The sequence below is a fragment of the Streptomyces yongxingensis genome (assembly GCF_055597465.1).
The window spans coordinates 1,729,201-1,748,583 of the sequence record NZ_CM145717.1 but is presented as its reverse complement, the minus strand read 5'-3'; the positions used below and the strand labels follow the sequence as shown (position 1 = coordinate 1,748,583).

At 72.7% G+C, this 19,383-nt stretch carries 16 protein-coding genes and 2 pseudogenes; 14 read left to right on the top strand and 4 right to left on the bottom strand.

The features are described 5' to 3' along the window. The first annotated feature begins 43 nt into the window (after nt 1-43). Complete coding sequence (locus tag ACZ6TD_RS06870) at nt 44-1,552, top strand: MFS transporter (RefSeq protein ID WP_471351615.1); 1,509 nt, start codon at nt 44-46, stop codon at nt 1,550-1,552. 203 nt (nt 1,553-1,755) lie between these two features. After that, nucleotides 1,756-2,388, top strand: coding sequence for a helix-turn-helix transcriptional regulator (locus ACZ6TD_RS06865; protein ID WP_471351613.1), 633 nt, complete (start codon nt 1,756-1,758; stop codon nt 2,386-2,388). Between the two features lie 194 nt (nt 2,389-2,582). On the opposite strand, the gene ACZ6TD_RS06860 is transcribed toward ACZ6TD_RS06865, so the two are convergent. The 4 genes from ACZ6TD_RS06860 to ACZ6TD_RS06845 form a co-directional block, all read right to left on the bottom strand. Further along, nucleotides 2,583-3,527 (bottom strand): M48 family metalloprotease, encoded by a 945-nt coding sequence (locus tag ACZ6TD_RS06860; protein ID WP_471351612.1) that lies wholly within the window; start codon nt 3,525-3,527, stop codon nt 2,583-2,585. Then, on the bottom strand, nt 3,524-3,895 hold the full coding sequence (locus tag ACZ6TD_RS06855; protein ID WP_471351610.1) for a BlaI/MecI/CopY family transcriptional regulator: 372 nt from the start codon (nt 3,893-3,895) through the stop codon (nt 3,524-3,526). Before ACZ6TD_RS06855 ends, ACZ6TD_RS06860 begins: the two co-directional genes overlap by 4 nt. A 52-nt stretch (nt 3,896-3,947) precedes the next feature. Continuing rightward, nucleotides 3,948-6,272: a glycosyl hydrolase family 95 catalytic domain-containing protein gene (locus ACZ6TD_RS06850; RefSeq protein ID WP_471351609.1), complete on the bottom strand. Its 2,325-nt coding sequence runs from the start codon at nt 6,270-6,272 to the stop codon at nt 3,948-3,950. A gap of 251 nt (nt 6,273-6,523) precedes the next feature. Next, entirely contained in the window at nt 6,524-7,120 is a 597-nt protein-coding gene (locus ACZ6TD_RS06845) for a TetR/AcrR family transcriptional regulator C-terminal domain-containing protein (RefSeq protein ID WP_471351608.1), read from the bottom strand. Here ACZ6TD_RS06845 and ACZ6TD_RS06840 point away from each other — a divergent pair. From ACZ6TD_RS06840 to ACZ6TD_RS06785, 12 genes and pseudogenes are all read left to right on the top strand, one after another. Then, nucleotides 7,084-7,500 (top strand): annotated as a pseudogene (locus ACZ6TD_RS06840) (FAD-dependent monooxygenase); the annotation flags it as partial. The gene ACZ6TD_RS06845 and the pseudogene ACZ6TD_RS06840 overlap by 37 nt on opposite strands. A 28-nt stretch (nt 7,501-7,528) precedes the next feature. Further along, nucleotides 7,529-7,663 (top strand): annotated as a pseudogene (locus ACZ6TD_RS06835) (FAD-dependent monooxygenase); the annotation flags it as partial. 381 nt (nt 7,664-8,044) lie between these two features. Beyond that, complete coding sequence (locus ACZ6TD_RS06830; protein WP_191066641.1) at nt 8,045-8,215, top strand: hypothetical protein; 171 nt, start codon at nt 8,045-8,047, stop codon at nt 8,213-8,215. A gap of 280 nt (nt 8,216-8,495) precedes the next feature. Beyond that, nucleotides 8,496-9,023: a helix-turn-helix domain-containing protein gene (locus tag ACZ6TD_RS06825; RefSeq protein ID WP_471351605.1), complete on the top strand. Its 528-nt coding sequence runs from the start codon at nt 8,496-8,498 to the stop codon at nt 9,021-9,023. Beyond that, nucleotides 9,010-9,672 (top strand): ImmA/IrrE family metallo-endopeptidase, encoded by a 663-nt coding sequence (locus ACZ6TD_RS06820; protein ID WP_471351604.1) that lies wholly within the window; start codon nt 9,010-9,012, stop codon nt 9,670-9,672. The genes ACZ6TD_RS06825 and ACZ6TD_RS06820 overlap by 14 nt, the downstream gene beginning before the upstream one ends. After that, complete coding sequence (locus ACZ6TD_RS06815) at nt 9,665-10,849, top strand: MAB_1171c family putative transporter (RefSeq protein ID WP_471357524.1); 1,185 nt, start codon at nt 9,665-9,667, stop codon at nt 10,847-10,849. The genes ACZ6TD_RS06820 and ACZ6TD_RS06815 overlap by 8 nt, the downstream gene beginning before the upstream one ends. Nucleotides 10,850-11,043: 194 nt before the next feature. Next, nucleotides 11,044-12,279 carry a cytochrome P450 family protein gene (locus ACZ6TD_RS06810; protein ID WP_471351603.1) on the top strand — a complete coding sequence of 412 codons (1,236 nt, stop codon included), beginning with the start codon at nt 11,044-11,046 and terminating at the stop codon, nt 12,277-12,279. Nucleotides 12,280-12,573: 294 nt separating this feature from the next. Further along, nucleotides 12,574-14,457: a methylmalonyl-CoA mutase small subunit gene (gene mutA / locus ACZ6TD_RS06805; RefSeq protein WP_471351602.1), complete on the top strand. Its 1,884-nt coding sequence runs from the start codon at nt 12,574-12,576 to the stop codon at nt 14,455-14,457. Further along, a complete protein-coding gene (gene scpA, locus ACZ6TD_RS06800; protein ID WP_471351601.1) occupies nt 14,457-16,685 on the top strand; it encodes a methylmalonyl-CoA mutase in 2,229 nt (742 codons plus the stop codon). Before mutA ends, scpA begins: the two co-directional genes overlap by 1 nt. After that, a complete protein-coding gene (gene meaB / locus ACZ6TD_RS06795; protein WP_471351600.1) occupies nt 16,685-17,710 on the top strand; it encodes a methylmalonyl Co-A mutase-associated GTPase MeaB in 1,026 nt (341 codons plus the stop codon). The genes scpA and meaB overlap by 1 nt, the downstream gene beginning before the upstream one ends. Further along, a complete protein-coding gene (locus tag ACZ6TD_RS06790; RefSeq protein WP_471351599.1) occupies nt 17,703-18,461 on the top strand; it encodes a (2Fe-2S)-binding protein in 759 nt (252 codons plus the stop codon). The genes meaB and ACZ6TD_RS06790 overlap by 8 nt, the downstream gene beginning before the upstream one ends. Nucleotides 18,462-18,530: 69 nt before the next feature. Beyond that, nucleotides 18,531-19,370, top strand: coding sequence for an acyltransferase (locus ACZ6TD_RS06785; RefSeq protein WP_471351597.1), 840 nt, complete (start codon nt 18,531-18,533; stop codon nt 19,368-19,370). The last annotated feature ends 13 nt before the right edge of the window (nt 19,371-19,383 follow it).

Genomic DNA, 19,383 nt, shown 5'->3' with positions numbered 1-19,383 from the left:
CTATGGTAAGTCTGACAACACTGTTCGAGATGAGGAGTCGTCGGTGAACGACAGCCATGCGCCCACCGAGGCCCCCGAGGCGGGGCAGCACCACGGCGGGCATCCCCCGGGCCCTCCGCATCCGCGTCGATGGCTCATGCTGGCGCTGCTGTGCATGGCGCAGTTCATGCTGATCGTCGATGTGACCGTGATCAACGTGGCCCTCCCCGTCATCGAGGAGGAGCTCTCGTTGAGCCCGGCCGCCCTCACCTGGATCGTCACCGCGTACACCCTGTGCTTCGGCAGTCTGCTGCTGCTCGGCGGCCGCGTCGGCGATCTCCTCGGGCGGCGGCGCATGTTCCTGGTGGGCCTGGTGGTGTTCACGGCCGCCTCCCTGATGTCCGGGTTGGCCGGGAGTGGTGGCACGCTGATCGCCGCACGCGCCGCTCAGGGGGTCGGCGCCGCGCTGCTGTCGCCGGCCGCGATGGCCCTGGTCACCTCGCTGTTCCACGGACCGGAGCGCAATCGCGCGCTCGGAGTGTGGGCGGCGATCGGCGGCACCGGCGCGGCCTTCGGTGTGCTGCTCGGCGGGCTGCTGGTGTCCGGGCCCGGCTGGGAGTGGGTGTTCTTCATCAACGTTCCCATAGGGTCGGCGGTGCTCATCGCCGTCCCCCTGCTGCTGAAGGGGCACACCGCCGCGGACGGCCACGGGCGGGGTGCCGGCCACGGGGGAGCGTCCGCCGGTGTCGATCCGCTCGGCGCGCTGACCATGACCGCGGCCCCGGCGCTGCTCATCTACGGGCTCGTCCAGGCGCGGAGCCACGGCTTCGGCGCCCCCGCCGGCTGGATACCGCTGGCCGCCGCGCTGGTCTGCGCCGCGCTGTTCATCCTGGTGGAACGACGGGTGGCGGCGCCCCTGGTGAGGCTGTCGGTGCTCGCCCGGCGCCCTCTGATCGGTGGCAGTCTGGTGATGCTCGCCGCCTCCGGAGTGCTGATCTCCGGCTTCTTCCTGTGCTCGCTCTACCTCCAGCATGTGCTCGAGCTCAGTGCCCTGCGCACCGGGCTGGCCTTCCTGCCCGTGGCGCTGGCCACCGCCGTCGGCGCGCATCTGGGGTCGCAGGCGGTGGGGCGGCTCGGCTGGCGGGCCACGGCGGCGACCGGTTTCGTCGTGGCCGGTATCGGTGCGGTACTGCTCAGCGGAGTGCGGCGGGACGGCGACGTGTGGACCGACGTACTGCCCGGATTCTTCCTGCTGGCCCTCGGCTTGGGCGCGGGCTTCGTCTGCGCCACGACCAGCGCCATGAACGGCATCGGACACCAGGACGCGGGCCTGGCCTCGGGGCTGGTGAGCACCTTCCACGAGCTGGGTTCCGCCCTGGGCATCGCGGTGGTGGCCGCCATCGCGGGCGGAAGTCTGGAGGGCGAGGGCGGCGGTGCCACGCCCTCGGTGGACGGCTTCTCCCACGCGTTCACCGCATGCGCGGTCATCTCCGCGGCGGCGGCGCTGGTCGGCGTGACGCTGCTGCCGCGCGGACGCCCCGACCCCTCCCAAGGGCCCGTCCTCGCCCACTGAACGCCCCCGTGCGGCGGCCTCGGCGCGGGGGTGTCGCGGCCGCCCACAGGGCCCCGGGCACATGCCACAGGACCCTTGACATGGCAACTACGGTGATCAATAGTAGTTTCCGCTGACGCGGCCGGGGGTCGCCGCGCAGACGGGGAGGACATGTGCAAGGGCATCCTTGTAGTGAATTAACGGACAGTCGGCGGATCCTTCTGGTGGATCCCGAACCCGCCTCCCGGGCCCTGCTCAGACGGCTGCTGGAGGCCGACGGCCGCGCCGGTTCGGTCACCTCCACGGCATCCGTGGCCCATGTGCCCGCCGATCAGCTGACGCGGCCGCTCACGCTGGTTCTGTCCTCGGCGGTCGACCTGCCGGAGCTGTCCTTGCTGGCTCCGCTGCTGGCCGATCCGACGACCCATGTCGTCCTCGTGCTCAACTCCTTGGCGCAAGGGCGGCTCGGCGCGGTCGACGGTGTGCTCGCCGACGCGGTGGTCCGGGTCGAGGACCTGAGCGGCCCCGCGGCGCCCGAGGTGCTGACCGCGCGCGGGCGCGGCACGGTGGCCGTCTCCCCGGAGACCATGCGCCACATCCTCCACCTCGCCTCCGGCTCGACGGGCGGCGAGGTGCGCAGGCCCCGGCTCACCGAACGTGAGACGCAGACGCTGTGCGCCCTGGCCCAGGGGCTGAGCAACCGTCAGATCGCCCGCGACATGGGCATCACCGAGCATGGTGTCAAGCGCCATGTGGCCAGTATCCTGGCCAAGCTCAACTGCCAGAACCGCACCACGGCCGTCGCGATCGCCCTGCGCAGCGGACTGCTGCGCACCCAGGCCGTCCGGGCCGGCTGAGGGGCCCTATGAGCGCTGCCCGGCTTCGCGGGCCCGCGACGTCTGGCGCGGCGCCCCCGGCCACCGCTGAGGAGGCGCCCCCGCACCAGGCGCCGCGGGCCCCGCGGCGCGCCGGCCGCTGATGTCACCGGCGCGAGGAGCCACCTGATCGGGCCCGGGGACGTCCTCGGGCCCGCCCGGAGCGGGGCGCGGCGTCAGCAACACAGCGTCCAGAGACCGGCCGTGAGCGCCACGGGACCGATGGCCGTCATCGCGAGCCCGGCCGTCAGGGCCACCCACTGCCACGGGCCCGTGGCGGGGTGGCGGCCGCTCAGACGGTTGATCCGCAGCGCCACGTCCCGGGCCGCCGCCTGCAGCCGGACCGAGCGCACCGACGCCGCGACGAGGTTCGCCAGCCCCTGGGCCACCGCGCCCCGTCCATAGCGGCGCGCTGCGGCGTCGTCCGCGGCCATCTCCACCACACGCGCCACGGCAGGCCGCGCCGCCGCCAGCGGCACCCAGCGCGGCAGGCGCTCCAGAGCGGCCAACCCGACCAGCATCTGCTGGTGACGCGCGCGCAGATGCGAGAGTTCATGCTCGACCACGGCCGCGAGCGAGACCGCCGAGAGCACCCGCACCGCGCCGCTGGTCACCACAATCCGGCCGCCGCGCCCGGGCAGGCAGTACGCCGCCGGCCGCGGATCGTCCACCACAACGGTGCGCACCCGGCGCGCAGCGCCGCGCACCGGGGGCCTCGGCGGCGACTCACCGGCGGCCCGGTTCAGTTCGCCCAGGTGCACACGGCGGCCGTGCGCGTCCCGCACCAGCGCCAGCGCGACCGAGCAGACGGCGCCCGGCAGCGCCAACACCCCCACCACGGCCACGATCGCCATGGGCACGACGGCCCAGGACCCGGGCCGCCCCCACACCAGGGTCCAGCATTCGGGTCCCACCCCCAGGAAGGTGTCGTACCCCACCAGACGGGCCGCCGCGGTGAGACCGAGGGCCGTGACCCCGGACAGGGCCGTGCACACCAGGGCCAGCCAGGCCCCCACGGCCAGCCGGGGCCAGCGCTCGGGCCAGCGGGCGTCCCGCAGGGCCAGTGGCGCCAGGACCCCCGACACCAGGACGAACCCGGCGAACAGAGCGGCGCCGATCATTCCTCGGTGGCCAGTACCCTGCGCACGGCCGCCTGCAGCTCGGCCGAGCCGCTGGCCTCCAACTGCCCCACGAAATGCATCAGCACCGCCTCAGGGCTTCCGCTGTCGTTCAGGACACGGGTGATGATGCGGGCCGCGCACGCCTCACGGCTCGCGCTCGGCTCGTACACATAGCGGCGTCCGTCACGGGTACGGGTGAGCCACCGCTTGCGGTGCAGCTTGTCCATCGTGGTCATCACGGTGGTGTACGCGAGGGGCCGGGATCGCTGCCCGTTGAGCGCGCTCGCGATCTGGCGCACGGACACCGGCCCGTCCGCCGCCCATACGCTCTCCATCACCTCGGTCTCGAGGCTCCCCAGCTGCCACACGCCATCCTCCCCCGGCAGTTCGCCTTGATCGTACCGCCGGGGGCGATGGTGGTCAGGACGCGGGGAGTCCCCAGCGCGGCGCGGACTCGCCCGCTTCGACCGGGCGGACCGTCAGGTCCGGGCGGTCGCCGCGGGCGGTGATGATCGCCTCCTGGCCCCTGGTGAGCGCGATCCGGATCGCGCCCGCGCCCACGGCCTCGTACGGCAGCCGCCGCCCGCGCCCGTCCCGCACCTCGATGGGCCCGTCGAGGGAGTGCCGTACGACACAGGGCGCGCCCGCCTCGCTGCGCAGCCGCACCCAGCGGGTCCGGCCGCTCTCGCGGGCGGCGCTCAGCAGGAAGGCGCCCTGGGTGCGGAAGTCGTGGACCATCAGCTCGCCCCAGGCGGCGGGCAGCGCGGGGAAGACCCGGATCACCCCGCCCCAGCTCTGGCACACCATGTCGTGCAGCGACTGCGCGGCGGACAGCGGCGTCTCGATGACCGGGCCGGACTCCTTGTACATGGTGTTCGGCTGGATGAAGCGGCGCATCAGCTCACCGAGGTACTTGAGCGCGTCCTCACCACGCCCCATCTGCGCGGACATCGAGGCGGCGCCGGTGAAGGTGTAGCCCTGGAGCGCGCCCTCGAAGCCGACCCAGTGGTTGAGGGAGGTCTCGATCAGCTCGCGCTTGGCGGGGTCCTCCCAGGTGACCTCGTACAGCGGATAGACGGCGAGCATATGGGAGTAGTGGCGGTGGGACTTGGCGAAGGGCACGCCCGCGCCGATCATGAAGCCGTTCTCGTCGACGGGGTACGGGGTGAGCTTGGCCAGCACCTCCCGCCAGCGCGGCGCGGAGGGGTCCTTGATGCCGAGGATCCGGGCCGAGTCCAGGAGGGTGGCGCAGCCCCAGCGCAGCAGCATCAGGTCGTAGTTGCAGTCGGGCGCGTTGACGCCGTACTCGGGCGAGAAGGTGGCGGGCAGGTGCAGCTTGCCGTCGCTGCCGGGGGTGAGGAAGTGGAGGTAGTAGGCGACGGCTTTGCGCAGCAGCGGATGGACCACATCGCGCAGCACCGACTCGTCCATGGTGTGGCGGTAGGTCAGCCACACGTTGTGCAGCGCCCAGGTGAGGTTGCCGACCTCGGGGGTGGGCGGGTCCTGGCCGGGGATGCCGACCGCGTAGCCGCCACCTCCCACGGCGCCGCCGTTGACCAGGTGGATGTCGGTGGTGCGGGGGATGCCCGCCGAGTCCTTGCGGTACGGGGCGTCGAGCTGGTTGGAGAGGTTGTCGCGGAATTCGCTCAGCGCCCGGGTCACCGCGTCGAGTTCGAGGTGGTTGGAGCCGTGGATCAGCCAGTACTCCAGCTGCACATTGAGGTTCCACCAGGTGGCGGGCCACGGGGTGGACTCCAGCCAGGGCCCCGAGGTGGCCATCACGGGGGCGTCGGCGCGCGCGGCCGCGGCCACCTTGTAGAGCTGGATCCAGTAGAAGCGCTGCAGCCGGGCGTCGGGGAGGGAGAGGAAGCTCTTCCGGTAGTAGGCGTGCCACCAGGCGCGATGGGAGGGCGCGAGGGCGTCGTAGGAGAGCGCCGAGGCGGACCCGATGTCCTTCAGCGCGCGGTCGCGCGCGGTGCGCTTGGGGTGGGAGTGGGCCACGGTGACGTACAGCGTCCGCCGCCCGGCGCGGGTCCGCTCCCGCCAGGCCGTCACATGCTGTCCGCCGGCGAGCAGCGGCTGCACGGCGGCCTGGACGCCGTGGTGGTCCTCGACGACGGCCGGGGGGTTGCCGGTGTAGCCCTCGGGGACGGGTTTGAAGTCCACCCGCGGGCTGATGGCCTCGGCGGGGTGGAACACCCAGCGGAACGCGGCCTCACCGGAGGTCGGGGTCACCTCGATGGCCATGACGGAGCGTGCGTTGTGGACCAGGGCGCGGAGGGTGAGCGTGCCCTGGTCGGTGGTGATGGTCCCGGTCAGCTCGGCGTCGCGCAGCCGCAGCCGCCAGTCGACGGCGGTGATGGCACCGACCGGCTCCAGGGTGAAGTACCCGATGGGCAGCCGCGCGAGCCCGAAGAGGGAGCCGAACTCCGGCCGGTGGTCCTGGACCTCGCTGTGCTGCACATTGAAGCGCACCGCGTGTCCGTCGCCCGGCTCGGCGTAGATGCCCGAGCCGAGCAGGGCGTTCCCGAGGAAGGGGCCCTCGTACCAGGTCTGCGGCATCTTCTGCCACACCAGGTCGGCGTCGGCGAGGACCGTGGCCCAGGGGTCCCCCGCAGGGCGGACGGCCGCGGTGGGGGCCTGCGGCTCGGCGGCGTACGCGGTGGCCGGGCCGGCGAGTCCGGCGGCGGCGCCCGCGGCCATGGCGGTGCCGACGACGGTCCTTCTGGTGGGTGCGGATGACATGACGCTCCAGGGGTGTGAACCGGGGTGCGGGCGTTCTTCAGCGGGGGCGGCGGGGCGCGTGCGGCGGTCACGTACATGCCTGAGGTTCCTCGATCTGAACCCCTCGGGCATGATGCAGCCCTCATCGCGGAACCGGAACCCCTCGGGCGTCATAAACATCGGATGGACAGCAGGGGCGGCAGGCGGAAAAGGCGCCCACGCGAGGGTGGGCGCGGCAAGACCTCGGATCTCCTGACCCGGAAGCGGGCGGGTTACGCGCTCGCTTCCCTCCCCCCGACGATCAGCCCGACGCCATGCCGGAAGCGGTGCTCGAAGTCGCCGAAGTGTTCCGTGACCGCGGCGAGGGAGGGGAAGCGCTCGGCGGTGGCCGCCCGCAGCAGTGGCTCCATGCCGCGGATGCCCTGGGCGGCCTGCTCCTCCTGGGTCAGACCGAGGGTGAAGTACACCAGCGACCAGGTCCGCCAGCCCGCTTCCGCGGGGCCGTGGCCACCGCTGAGGAACGCGCCCGTCATGGCGTCCGCGAAGCGCAGGGTGTGCTCCTCGGCGACATACCTCCCGGCCACGACCCGGGCGCCGTCGCGGCGGGAGAGCAGCGCGGCGCGATAGCGGTGGGCGAGCGTCCGCGCCCGTTCGTCCCAGGGCTCCGGGAGAGGTGCGTCGGCGCATCCCTCGAGCATCGCGTCGGCCATCAGCTCCAGCAGCCGGGGCTTGCTGGAGGCGTGCCAGTAGACGGTGTTGAGCTGCACTCCGAGCCGCTCGGCGACCTTGCGCATCGTGAGCTTGTCCAGCCCCGCCTCGTCCAGCAGTTCCAGTGCCGCCGTCACCACGGCCGTGCGGTCCAGGCCCATGCCGTCGCTCTCCCTCCGCTTGCGTCTTGATCCAGGATCAACTCTACGTGGGGCTGCTGCTCGCCGCCGAGCTGCGGCTGGTGGGCGTGGACGTCACCGTGATCGAGCGCGCGGCCGCCCGCAGCCCGCGCTCCAAGGCGCTGACCCCGCATCCGCGCGGCCTGGAGGTACTGGCGATGCGCGGTCTCGCCGAGCCGTTCGTCCGCGAGGGCGTGCCCGTGCCCACCGGGCACTACGGCGGGCTGCCGGTCCGGCTGGACTTCTCCGTACTGGACACCCGCTTCCCGTACACGCTGGTCCTGCCGCAGCTCCGCACCGAGCAGCTGCTGGAGGAGCGGCTGCGGGCGCTGGGCGGGGAGATCCGCCGGCGGCACCGGGCGCTGGCGGTGCGCCAGGACGCGGACGGCGCCGAGGTGGACGTGGCGTTCCGCCCGGCAGGCCGCCCGCTACCGCGACGGCCGCGTCCTGCTCGCCGGGGACGCGGCGCATATGCACATGCCCATGGGTGGCCAGGGCCTCAATGTGGGGCTCCAGGACGCCTTCACCTCGGCGCGGACGGCGATACGGGACGAGGGCCGGGCGACGCCCGCGCCGCCGCCGAGGCGATCGCCGGGAGCCCGGACCGGATACGGGCCGTGACCGCGCGCCCGACCACCACCCATGACGGCTGGGCGGGGCGACGGACGGTCCTGGCGCGCCCCGACGGCCATGTCGCCCGGGATGCCGCGCTGTCCACCACGTGAGACGCGTTCGGTGGGACTCGTACGTACCAGCTCACCACGGATGGCTCCCCGCGGCCACCGGGTGCGGAACGCGGTCCCGACGGCGGCTCGTTGTCCACTCCCTGAGAATCGACGCGCGGAGCGTTCAGGCGCTGGTTAATCTGACGACAGATCCGGTTCGGCCGACACGAGGGAGTGTGCGGTGACCCCCGAACACACACAGAGCGACGACGCGCGCGCCGATAACAGCGGGCGGTTCGTGCAGGCCGCCGAGGTGGGCAGTCTGGAGGTATGGGCGCGTTCCGCGCCGATCCGACTCGCCGGTTACGAGGACGACCTCGCCGAGCCGCACATCCTCCAGAGCGTGGACTGATGGCCCGGCGCATGCGCTGAGAGCGAGGGAGGACACCGGTCCCCCGGCCGCGGCCGCTGGCAACAAGCGGACATCCCGGCCGTCGACCGGTCGCCTCCCTCGCCTGACGGATCACCCTTCTGGCTCAGCTACCAACTGGTAGTTAAGTCCTCCACCCCCGTGATGCGGGACCGGGCTGGTGTACCGCGCGTGGCACATGGCAGGATGCATCGCGCGGCGTCGTCCGCCTTAACCAACCGTGAGGGTGTGCGAGCCCGGGAGCAGCCGTGAGGGGGCGCAGATGGCAGCGGGTGCCGACAGGTCACCGGACGCCGACGGCAGCCCGCTGGCGGACCGGCTCAACTACCTGTTCACCACCATGCACCCGCCGGGCGCGCCGTACACCAACGCGCATGTCGCCGAGGAGATCAGCGGCGGCGAGGAGTACGGCGGGGTGAGCCTGACCGAGCAGTATCTGTCGATGCTGCGCAACGGCAGGCGCACCAACCCCAGCCCGGATGTGCTGCGGGCGCTGGCCAAGTTCTTCGCCGTGCCCGTCGGTTATCTGCTGGGCGATCTGTCGCCTTCGCAGGCGGAGCGGGTCGAGGAGGAGGTACGGTTCCTCGTCGCGATGCGCGACAAGCGGGTCCGAAGCATCGCGCTGCGCTCCGTGGGCCTCCCGCCAGAGGTCCAGGACAGTCTCACCACGATCATCTCCCAGTTCCGGCAGCAGATGAACCTTCCGCCCGAGCCGCCCGGTACGAACGGCGCCGGAGGGGCGGACGGTCCGGGCGGTCCGGACGGCGAGGCGACGAATGGCCGTCGATGACCCGGAACTGTTCTCCTCCTGGCGGCGCACCGGAAACGAGGGTGGTACAGGCATGCGAGTGGGCCGGATGCGGCGGCGGTGCAAGCAGCTCATCAAGGAGCTCGGGCTGCCCGCCTCGACCGACTTGCCCGGTCTGTGCGACCTCGTGGCCCGCCGCGTCGGACGCCCCGTCCATCTGGTGCCGATGAGCCTGGGCGGTGTGGTCTCGGGCATGACCGCCTCCACCGACGAGGGCTACTGGATCTTCTACGAGCTCCGGACGTCCCCCTGGCACCAGATCCATATCGTGCTGCATGAAATCGGCCATCTGCTGCTCGGACACGAGCAGGACCCGGCGGTCACCGAGGACGCGCTGCGGATGTGGACGCCGTCGGTCGACGTGACCACCGCGATGCGCCGGCTGGGGATGACCCCGGACTTCGCCCGCCACCACGCTTACGACAACCTCACCGAGCGCGAGACCGAGGTGCTGGGCACCCTCCTGATGGAGCGTGTGGTGCCGACCTCGCCGGACCCCGGGCTGCCGCTCCGGGGCCGGGCGGCCGAACTCGCCGCGGCGCTGGGCCCGGCGCTGCGCCATGTGCGCACCGACGGGGCTGACCGTACCGGTGGCGTACGCGGTGAACCGGGCGGTGACACCGGTGTTTGACCTCGTCTATCTGTGCTTCGGCGCCGCCGCCTGGGCGATGGCCGGCTACAAGGCCCGAGCCTGGTTCCGTGACCGGGCCAACGCCGATCTCGGCCTGGCGTGTGTGATGACCGCGGCCGTGGCGAATGTGTTCCTGCTCTCCGCGCCCAGCGTCTACCGCTGGTTCGACGGGCTGGTGGGCGTCGCCAATCTCGCCATGGTCTTCCTCTACTCCTCCGTCGTGGTGTTCGCCACCGGCGCCCTGGTGCTGCTGCTGCGCTGGACGGGCTCCGCGGTGCCGCCCCGCGCGGTGGTCGCCGCCGTGGCCGTGGCGTGGACCGTGGCCGTCGTCGGCTTCGCGGTGGGCCGTCCGGATGCCGTGGAGCACCCCCGCGACTTCAGCACCGCCTACGCCGACGCCCCCGGAGTGGTCCTCTTCCTGGTGCTGTATCTGGCCATTTTCGGGGCCGGTCTGGCGGGGCTCGGCATCCTGTGCCCGCGCTATGCCGCCAGCCTGCGCGGCTCATGGCTGGCCCGGGGGCTGCGGGTGCTGGCCGCCGGATGCTGGCTGGGACTGGCGTACTGTGCCTGCAAGCTGATCGGTTTCGTCTTCTCCTGGGCGGGCCATGAGCTGTACTGGCTCTCCAACGGAGTGGCCCCGCTGACCGCCTCGGTCGCGGCGCTCCTGGTGCTGGCCGGTTTCGCCATCCCCGCCGTGGGGCCGCGGGCCTCCGCGTGGCGTCGCTTCCGGAGGCTGCGGCCGCTGTGGCGGGAGGTCACCGCGCAGGCCCCCGAGGTGTCCATGGGGCACTCCCGCTGGACCGGCTGGTGGCCGTTCGCGGACCTGGAGTGGCGGGCCAACCGTCAGATGGCGGAGATCCGGGACGTCCAGCGCGGCGTACGGCGTCATGTGGAAGCCCGCGCGCTGGAGATCGCGCATGTCAAGGGCGGCGCGGCGCGACTCGACGATTGGCAACTTGCTGCCGTAGTGGAGGCAGCGGCGCTCAGACGCGGTTTGCTGAATCAAGCAGAAGGACATGTGCCGGCGTCCGCGGCGGACAGCGTGGTGGTGACGACAGGGGCCGAACTGGTGGAGGAGCACGAGCATCTGGCCCGCGTCGCCGACGTCTACCACCTGCCGCTGGTGGACGAGGTGCTCGAGGAACTGAGAGAGGAGACCGCCGCCCAGCGGCGGTGAACGGGGGGATCACAGACGAGGTGGCCCTGGACGGGGGTCGGGGCCGCCCGTGGCACAGGCGGCGCCGGGGAGATTCAGCCCCGGCGCCGCCTCCCGGCCACCACCATTCATCACCGGCGTGCACATCGCCTGGACGGGCTGGAATGGCCCACCCGTCCAGGCACCGGAGACGCCACGGCCTAGAGTCGGGATCCATGCAGAACACCGCGAACGCCGCCGGAACGGACGGCCCGGAGCTCGTTGACACCGCCCCGCTGATCGAGGACCTCTACCCGGCCCTGGCCAAGCTGCGCGAGGCCGGCCCGGTCCATCGGATCCCCGGCACCGACGGGCGCCCCGCCTGGCTGGTGACCCGTTACGAGGATGTGCGGCGGCTGTTCGCCGACCCGCGCCTCGCCCTGGACAAGCGCCATGCCGCGCCGGGCAGCTTCAGCGGCTTCTCCCTGCCGCCCGCCCTCGACGCCAATCTGCTCAACATGGACCCGCCGGACCACACCCGGGTGCGCCGGCTGGTGGTCAAGGCGTTCACCCCCGGCCGCGTGGAGAAGATGCGCGAACCGGTCCGGCGGGTCGCCGAGGAGCTGCTCGACGCCATCGAGCCCCACGGCCGCGCGGACCTCCTGGCCGCCTACGCCGGGCAGTTGCCCATCATCGTCATCTGCGATCTGCTCGGCGTCCCGCAGCGCGACCGGCGCGACTTCCGGGCCTGGAGCGACGCCCTGATCACCCCCGATCCGGCGCGGCCGCGGGCGGCGAAGGAAGCGGTCGGCAGCATGCTGCGCTTCTACACCGAGCTGATCGCGAAGAAGCGCGCCGAGCCCGCGGACGATCTGCTCTCGGATCTGATCCGGGTCCGTGACGACGAGGCCGGGGACGGGGGCGGCGACGGCAGGCTCAGCGAGGACGAACTGACCTCGCTCGCCTTCCTCATCCTCCTCGCGGGCTACGAGAACACCGTCCACCTCATCGCCAATGCGGTGCTCACCCTGCTCGACCACCCCACGGTCCTCCAGGAGCTGCGCGAGGATCCGAGCGGTCTCGCGGCCGCCTTCGACGAGCTGGCGCGGTACGAGGGCCCGGCGTCGCTGGGGATCCGCCGCTTCCCGCTGGAGGACATCGAGATCGGCGGAGTGACCATCCCCGCCGGGGAGACGGTGCTGCTGTCGGCGGCCTCGGCCCACCGTGACCCGGCCCACTTCAAGGATCCGGACGAGTTCAATCCACATCTTGGCCGGTCCGGTCACCTTGCGCTCGGCCATGGCATCCACTACTGCCTCGGCGCGCCGCTGGCCCGAATGGAGACGGAAACCGCTCTGGCCGCGCTCCTTCACCGTTTCCCAGGGCTGCGGCTGGACGTCCCGAGGGACCAGCTCCGGTGGCGGCCGTCGATCCGCGCACGTGGCCTGATCTCGCTGCCTGTCGCATGGTGATCGGGGGAAGCGAACAGGTTTTTGATGCATAACCCCCCGCCGATGCGGTAAAAAGGTCTTCGAGCCCGCCCGGTGTGCATCCCCCGTCGCACCGGGCGGGCCTCTGTGTGTCCGGGTCGGGTACGAGTCGTCATGCCCCAGTCGTCGGCAACGGACCGGGTACACGTCCCGCACCCCGGCCGTGGGCGGCCGCTACCCCTGAAATCCCTAGGGCTCACCCCTGAGATCACTAGAGAGTAAGCTCACAGCCCTCATCACTGCTCCGGCTTTAGCGGACCCCATTAGCCTCCTCCTATGACGGTCCTGCCCGACGGGCTTCCCCTAGCCGACGATTTCCCGGAAGTGACGCGAGACCAGTGGCGCCACCTCGTCGAAGGCGTGCTGCGTAAAACCGGCACCTCGGACGCCGTGGGCGCCGAGGCCGAAGAGGCCCTCGCGACCGCGCTCGAGGACGGAATCACCGTCCAGCCCCTCTACACCGCCGACGACGCCCCCGAGGACGCCGGATTCCCCGGCTTCGCGCCCTTCGTGCGCGGCGGCCGGGCCGAGGGCTCCGCCGTGTCCGGCTGGGACGTACGACAGCGCCACGCCCACCCCGATCCGGCGCGCACCAACCAGGCGATCCTCGCCGACCTGGAGAACGGCGCCGGTTCGGTGTGGCTCGCCGTCGGCGCGGCCGGGGTGCCCGTGGACGCCCTGCCCGAGGCGCTCAAGGGGGTCTATCTCGACCTCGCCACCGTCGCCCTCGACGCGGGCGCCGACTTCGAGGACGCCGCCCGCGCCCTGCTGCGGCTCTACGCCGGCCGCGAGGTGCCCCCCGGCGCCGCGCTCGGCAACCTCGGCGCGGACCCGCTGGGGCTCGCGGCCCGCACCGGGCGCGACGAGGGCCTCGCCGGGCAGCTGGCCGCCGCCGCCGACCTCGCGCTGACCTGCGACCGCGACCACCCGGGGGTGCGCGCCTTCGCCGTGGACGCGCTGCCGTACCACGAGGCGGGCGCCGGGGCCGCCCAGGAGCTCGGCTGCTCCCTCGCCGCCGCCGTGGCGTATCTGCGCACCCTCACCGCGGAGGGGCTGAGCATCGAAGCCGCCTGCGCGCAGCTGGAGTTCCGCTACGCGGCCACCGCCGACCAGTTCCTCACCATCGCCAAGTTCCGGGCCGCACGGCGCCTGTGGGCGCGCGTGGCGCAGGCGTGCGGCGCGCCCTCCCAGGCGCGCGCCCAGCGCCAGCACGCGGTGACCTCGACGGTGATGATGACCCGGCGCGACCCCTGGGTGAACATGCTGCGCACCACCGTGGCCGCCCTCGCCGCCGGCGTCGGCGGCGCGGACGCGGTCACCGTGCTGCCCTTCGACAGCGCCATCGGCCTCCCCGACGACTTCTCCCGGCGCATCGCCCGCAACACCTCCACGATCCTGCTGGAGGAGTCGCATCTGGCCCGGGTGATCGACCCGGCCGGCGGCTCCTGGTACGTCGAGAAGCTCACCGACGACGTCGCCCGCGCCGCCTGGGCCTGGTTCCAGGAGATCGAGCGCGCCGGGGGCATGGCCGCGGCCCTCGCCTCCGGGCTGGTGCGCGACCGGCTCGCCGAGACCTGGGCCCGCCGCGGCCGCGCCCTCGCCCGCCGCAAGGAGCCGATCACCGGCGTCAGCGAGTTCCCGAACCTCGCCGAGCGGCCCGTCGAGCGCGAGCCCGCGCCCGAGCCGCCCGGCGGCGGACTGCCGAGGGTGCGCCGCGACGAGGCGTACGAGGCGCTGCGCACCCGCTCCGACGCCCATCTGGCGGCCGAGGGCGGCCGGCCCCGGATCTTCCTGGCCGCGCTGGGCCCCGCCGCCGCGCACACCGCCCGCGCCTCCTTCGCCTCCAACCTCTTCCAGGCGGGCGGGATCGAGGCGGTCCACGAGCCGGTCACGGTGACCGCGGAGACGGTCGCCGAGGCGTTCACCGCCAGCGGCGCCCGCGTGGCCTGCCTGTGCTCCAGCGACAAGCTGTACGCGGAGGAGGCGGCCGCCGTGGCCGAGCGGCTGAAGGCGGCCGGGGCGACCCGGGTCTACCTGGCCGGACGGCCGGGGACACAACAAGAAGAGTACGAGCGGGCCGGAGTGGACGGATACGTCTTCGCGGGCTGCGACGCGGTCGAGGTGCTCTCCTCGGCTCTGGACACCATGGGGGTGGCGTGATGACGGGCTCTCCGGCCGAGCCCGGGAAGATCCCGGACTTCTCGGCGGTCGATCTGGACGGACCGGCCGAAGGCCCGGTGCCCAGCTCCGGTGACTGGGCCGCCGCGTTCCAGAACGGCGTGGGCAAGGGCGTGGAGGACCTGGTGTGGGACACCCCCGAGGGCATCGGGGTCAAACCGCTCTACACCGCCGAGGACCTCGAGGGCGTCGACTTCCTGGGCACCTACCCCGGCGCCGCGCCCTATCTGCGCGGCCCGTACCCGACGATGTACGTCAACCAGCCCTGGACCATCCGGCAGTACGCGGGCTTCTCCACCGCCGAGGAGTCCAACGCCTTCTACCGCCGCAACCTCGCGGCCGGCCAGAAGGGCCTGTCGGTCGCCTTCGACCTGCCCACCCACCGGGGCTACGACAGCGACCACCCCCGGGTCACCGGTGACGTCGGCATGGCGGGCGTGGCCATCGACTCCATCTACGACATGCGGCAGCTCTTCGACGGCATCCCGCTGGACCGGATGAGCGTGTCGATGACGATGAACGGCGCGGTGCTGCCCGTGCTCGCGCTCTACATCGTGGCCGCCGAGGAGCAGGGCGTACCGCCCGAGAAGCTGGCCGGGACCATTCAGAACGACATCCTCAAGGAGTTCATGGTCCGCAACACCTACATCTATCCGCCGCAGCCGTCGATGCGGATCATCTCCGACATCTTCGCCTTCACCTCGCAGCGGATGCCGCGCTACAACTCCATCTCCATCTCCGGCTACCACATCCAGGAGGCCGGAGCCACGGCCGATCTGGAGCTGGCGTACACCCTCGCCGACGGTGTGGAGTACCTGCGGGCCGGTCTGGACGCCGGGATGGACGTGGACGCCTTCGCGCCCCGGCTGTCGTTCTTCTGGGCCATCGGCATGAACTTCTTCATGGAGATCGCCAAGCTGCGGGCGGCGCGGCTGCTGTGGGCCAAGCTGGTCAAGCAGTTCGACCCGAAGAACCCCAAGTCGCTCAGCCTGCGCACCCATTCGCAGACCTCCGGCTGGTCGCTGACCGCCCAGGACGTCTACAACAACGTGGCGCGCACCTGTGTGGAGGCCATGGCCGCCACCCAGGGCCACACCCAGTCGCTGCACACCAACGCCCTGGACGAGGCGCTCGCGCTGCCCACCGACTTCTCCGCGCGCATCGCCCGCAACACCCAGATCCTGCTCCAGCAGGAGTCGGGCACCACCCGGGTCATCGACCCCTGGGGCGGCAGCGCGTACGTCGAGAAGCTGACGTACGACCTGGCGCGGCGGGCCTGGCAGCACATCGAGGAGGTCGAGGCGGCCGGCGGCATGGCCAAGGCCATCGACGCGGGCATCCCCAAGCTGCGCGTCGAGGAGGCCGCGGCCCGCACCCAGGCGCGGATCGACTCCGGGCGCCAGCCGGTGATCGGCGTCAACAAGTACCGGGTCGACAGCGATGAGGCGATCGAGGTCCGCGCGGTCGACAACTCCGTGGTGCGCGCCCAGCAGATCGAGAAGCTGCGGCGGCTGCGCGCCGAGCGCGACGAGGCCGTCTGCCAGGACGCGCTGCGCGCCCTGACCGCGGCCGCCGAGTCCGGCCCTGGCGCGGGCCTGGAGGGCAATCTGCTGGCGCTGGCCGTGGACGCCGCCCGCGCCAAGGCCACCGTCGGCGAGATCTCCGACGCGCTGGAGAAGGTCTATGGCCGCCACTCCGGCCAGATCCGTACGATCTCCGGTGTGTACCGAGACGAGGCCGGACCGTCGTCCGGCGTGGACCGCACCCGCACGCTGGTCGAGGCGTTCGAGCGCGAGGAGGGCCGCCGCCCCCGCATCCTGGTCGCCAAGATGGGCCAGGACGGACATGACCGCGGCCAGAAGGTGATCGCCACCGCCTTCGCCGACCTGGGCTTCGACGTCGACGTCGGCCCGCTGTTCCAGACCCCCGAGGAGGTCGCGCGGCAGGCGGTGGAGGCCGATGTGCACATCGTCGGCGTGTCGTCGCTCGCGGCCGGCCACCTCACCCTGGTGCCCGCGCTGCGCGAGCAGCTGGCCGAGGCGGGGCGCGAGGACATCACCATCGTGGTCGGCGGGGTCATCCCGCCGCAGGACGTCCAGACCCTGCACGAGGCGGGCGCCGCCGCCGTCTTCCTGCCGGGCACGGTCATCCCGGACGCCGCCCACGACCTGGTACGGAAGCTGGCCGCCGATCTCGGCCACGAGCTGTAATGCCGCGGACGATCGACATCGAGGAGTATGCCAAGGGCGTGCTCGACGGCAAGCGCGCGTACATCGCGCGTGCGATCACGCTCGTCGAGTCCACCCGCCCCGACCACCACGACCTCGCCCAGCGGCTGCTGGTGGAGCTGCTCCCGCACACCGGCGGGGCCCGGCGGATCGGCATCAGCGGGGTGCCAGGGGTGGGCAAGTCCACCTTCATCGACGCCCTGGGCACCATGCTCACCGGGGTCGGCCACAAGGTCGCGGTCCTGGCCGTCGACCCCTCGTCGACCCGCACCGGCGGCTCCATCCTGGGCGACAAGACCCGGATGGAGCGGCTGGCGGTCGACCCAGGCGCCTTCGTACGGCCCTCGCCCAGCGCCGGGACGCTGGGCGGGGTCGCCCGCGCCACCCGCGAGTCCATGGTCGTCATGGAGGCCGCGGGCTATGACGTGGTGCTGGTGGAGACCGTGGGCGTGGGCCAGTCCGAGACCGCGGTGGCCAATATGGTCGACTCCTTCCTGCTGCTCTCCCTGGCCCGCACTGGCGATCAGCTCCAGGGCATCAAGAAGGGCGTCCTGGAGCTGGCCGACGTGGTCACCATCAACAAGGCCGACGGACCGCACGCGCGGGACGCGAAGTCGGCGGCCCGTGAACTGGCGGGCGCGCTACGGCTGTTGCAGCCGCCGGACGCGCCCTGGAACCCGCCGGTGCTCACCTGCAGCGCCCGCGAGTCCACCGGGCTCGACGTGGTGTGGGAGCGCCTTGAGCAGCACCGCCGGGTGCTGGAGGCCACGGGCGCGCTGCGCACCAAGCGGCGCGACCAGCAGGTGGACTGGACCTGGTCGATGGTGCGCGACCAACTGCTCGCGCGGCTGCACGCCCACCCCGAGGTGCGGCGGCTCGGGCCCGAGCTGGAACAGCGGGTCCGCGAGGGCGCGCTGACGGCCACGCTGGCGGCGGACCGGCTGCTGGCGGCGTTCCAGGGCCCGGCGGACGGTGGAGTGTTCCAGGCCCCGGCCGACGGTGGATGAGGCGCCGCTGCCGGACGCGGCGCGGGTCGGGCCGTTCTTCGCGCTCCGCACCGGCGGCGGCGATCCCGGTGCGGAGGGGTACGCGCGGATCGGCGAGGCGTACCGGCTGACCGGCACGGGCGCCGCCGGGCCGGTGTTGCGCGCCCGTGTCGAGGCGGTCGCCGCTTCCTTGCGCACCGATGAGACGAGGGTCGCGGCCTCGCTGGTCTTCCAGGGGCTCGCCGCCCGGGTGTGGTCGCTCGCGCTCGGCCCGGCGGCCCTCTCCGGCGAGGTGTCCCTTCTCCGGCCCGACCGGCTGTGGTGGAACCCCGGGCGTGTCGCCCCCGACGATCTGTGGTGGCCCGGCGCGCCGTCGGTGATGGGCGAACCAGGAGGACTCGCCGGTCACGTGGGCACCGCGGCGTTCGCCCATCTGATGCCGCTGCACCACGCCGTCGAGCGGGCATACCGGGTCTCGGGGCGGCTGCTGTGGGGCAACGCGGCCTCGGCGCTGGCCGGTTCGCTGCGGGTGCTGCACGACTGGTGCCGGGCGCACGGCCGCGCCGGGGCGGCGGACCGGGCCGTCGAGCTGGCGCGCGCCCAGCTCGACCACCCGCCGCTGCGTGACGCCGGCACCCTGAGCACCGCGCCGCTCGGCTACCGGCGCCGCACCTGCTGCCTCTACTACCGGGTGCCGGGCGGCGGGTTGTGCGGCGACTGCGTCCTGCGCGAGGCGCCGGGGCGGGGGAGTGGGCCCGGGACGCCGAGGTGAGGCGGACGCTCTCCCGAGGGGACGGTCTCCGGTGGAGACGGTCTCCCGATGGGCCGATACGGTGGGCGAATGCCGAAGAACGAGAACGTGTTCTCATCCTGGCGGGGCTGGTGCGGACGTGTCACTTCCCGTCTGGTCCACCGTGGATGGCGCGCCGTGCAGCGGGCCGGCGCGGTGACCGCCGAGCGCCCCGGCCCGTACCGCTTCGGCCGCATCGGCGTCGGCACCCGGCTGGCGTTCCCCCAGGGCACCCTCTTCGGCGAACCGTGGATCGAGCTCGGAGAGCACTGCGTCATCGGCGAGCAGGTGACCCTCACCGCCGGCATGATGCCCGGTGTGGACCTCGGCCCCGAGCCGGTGCTGCGCATCGGCAACGGTGTGGTGCTGGGCCGGGGCAGCCATGTGATCGCCTCCGTGCGCGTGGAGTTCGGCGACGATGTCTTCTGCGGCCCGTACGTCTATGTGACCAGCGACAACCACTCCTACGACGATCCGGACCAGCCCATCGGCCGCCAGTGGCCACGCTCCGCGCCCGTCCACATCGGCCCCGGCAGCTGGCTGGGCGCGGGCGCGGTGATCCTTCCGGGGGCGCGGCTGGGCCGCAATGTGGTGGTCGCGGCGGGCGCGGTCGTACGGGGCGAGGTGCCCGACCACGCCGTGGTGGCCGGGGCGCCGGCCCGGATCATACGGCGCTGGGCCCCGGACGAGGGCTGGCAGCCGCCGCTGCGCACCCCGGCGCCGGTGCCGATCCCCGAGGACATGACCGTCGAGCAACTGCTCGCGCTGGCGGAGCTGGAGCGCGAGCGGGAGCGGGACGGCGTGGAGTTGGAGGGGGAACAGACGGGGGAGCGGGGCCGCGAGGTGGAGCGGCACGGGCTGGAGCGGGAGCCGGGGGCCGGGGCGTCGTAGCAGGTCAGTAGAG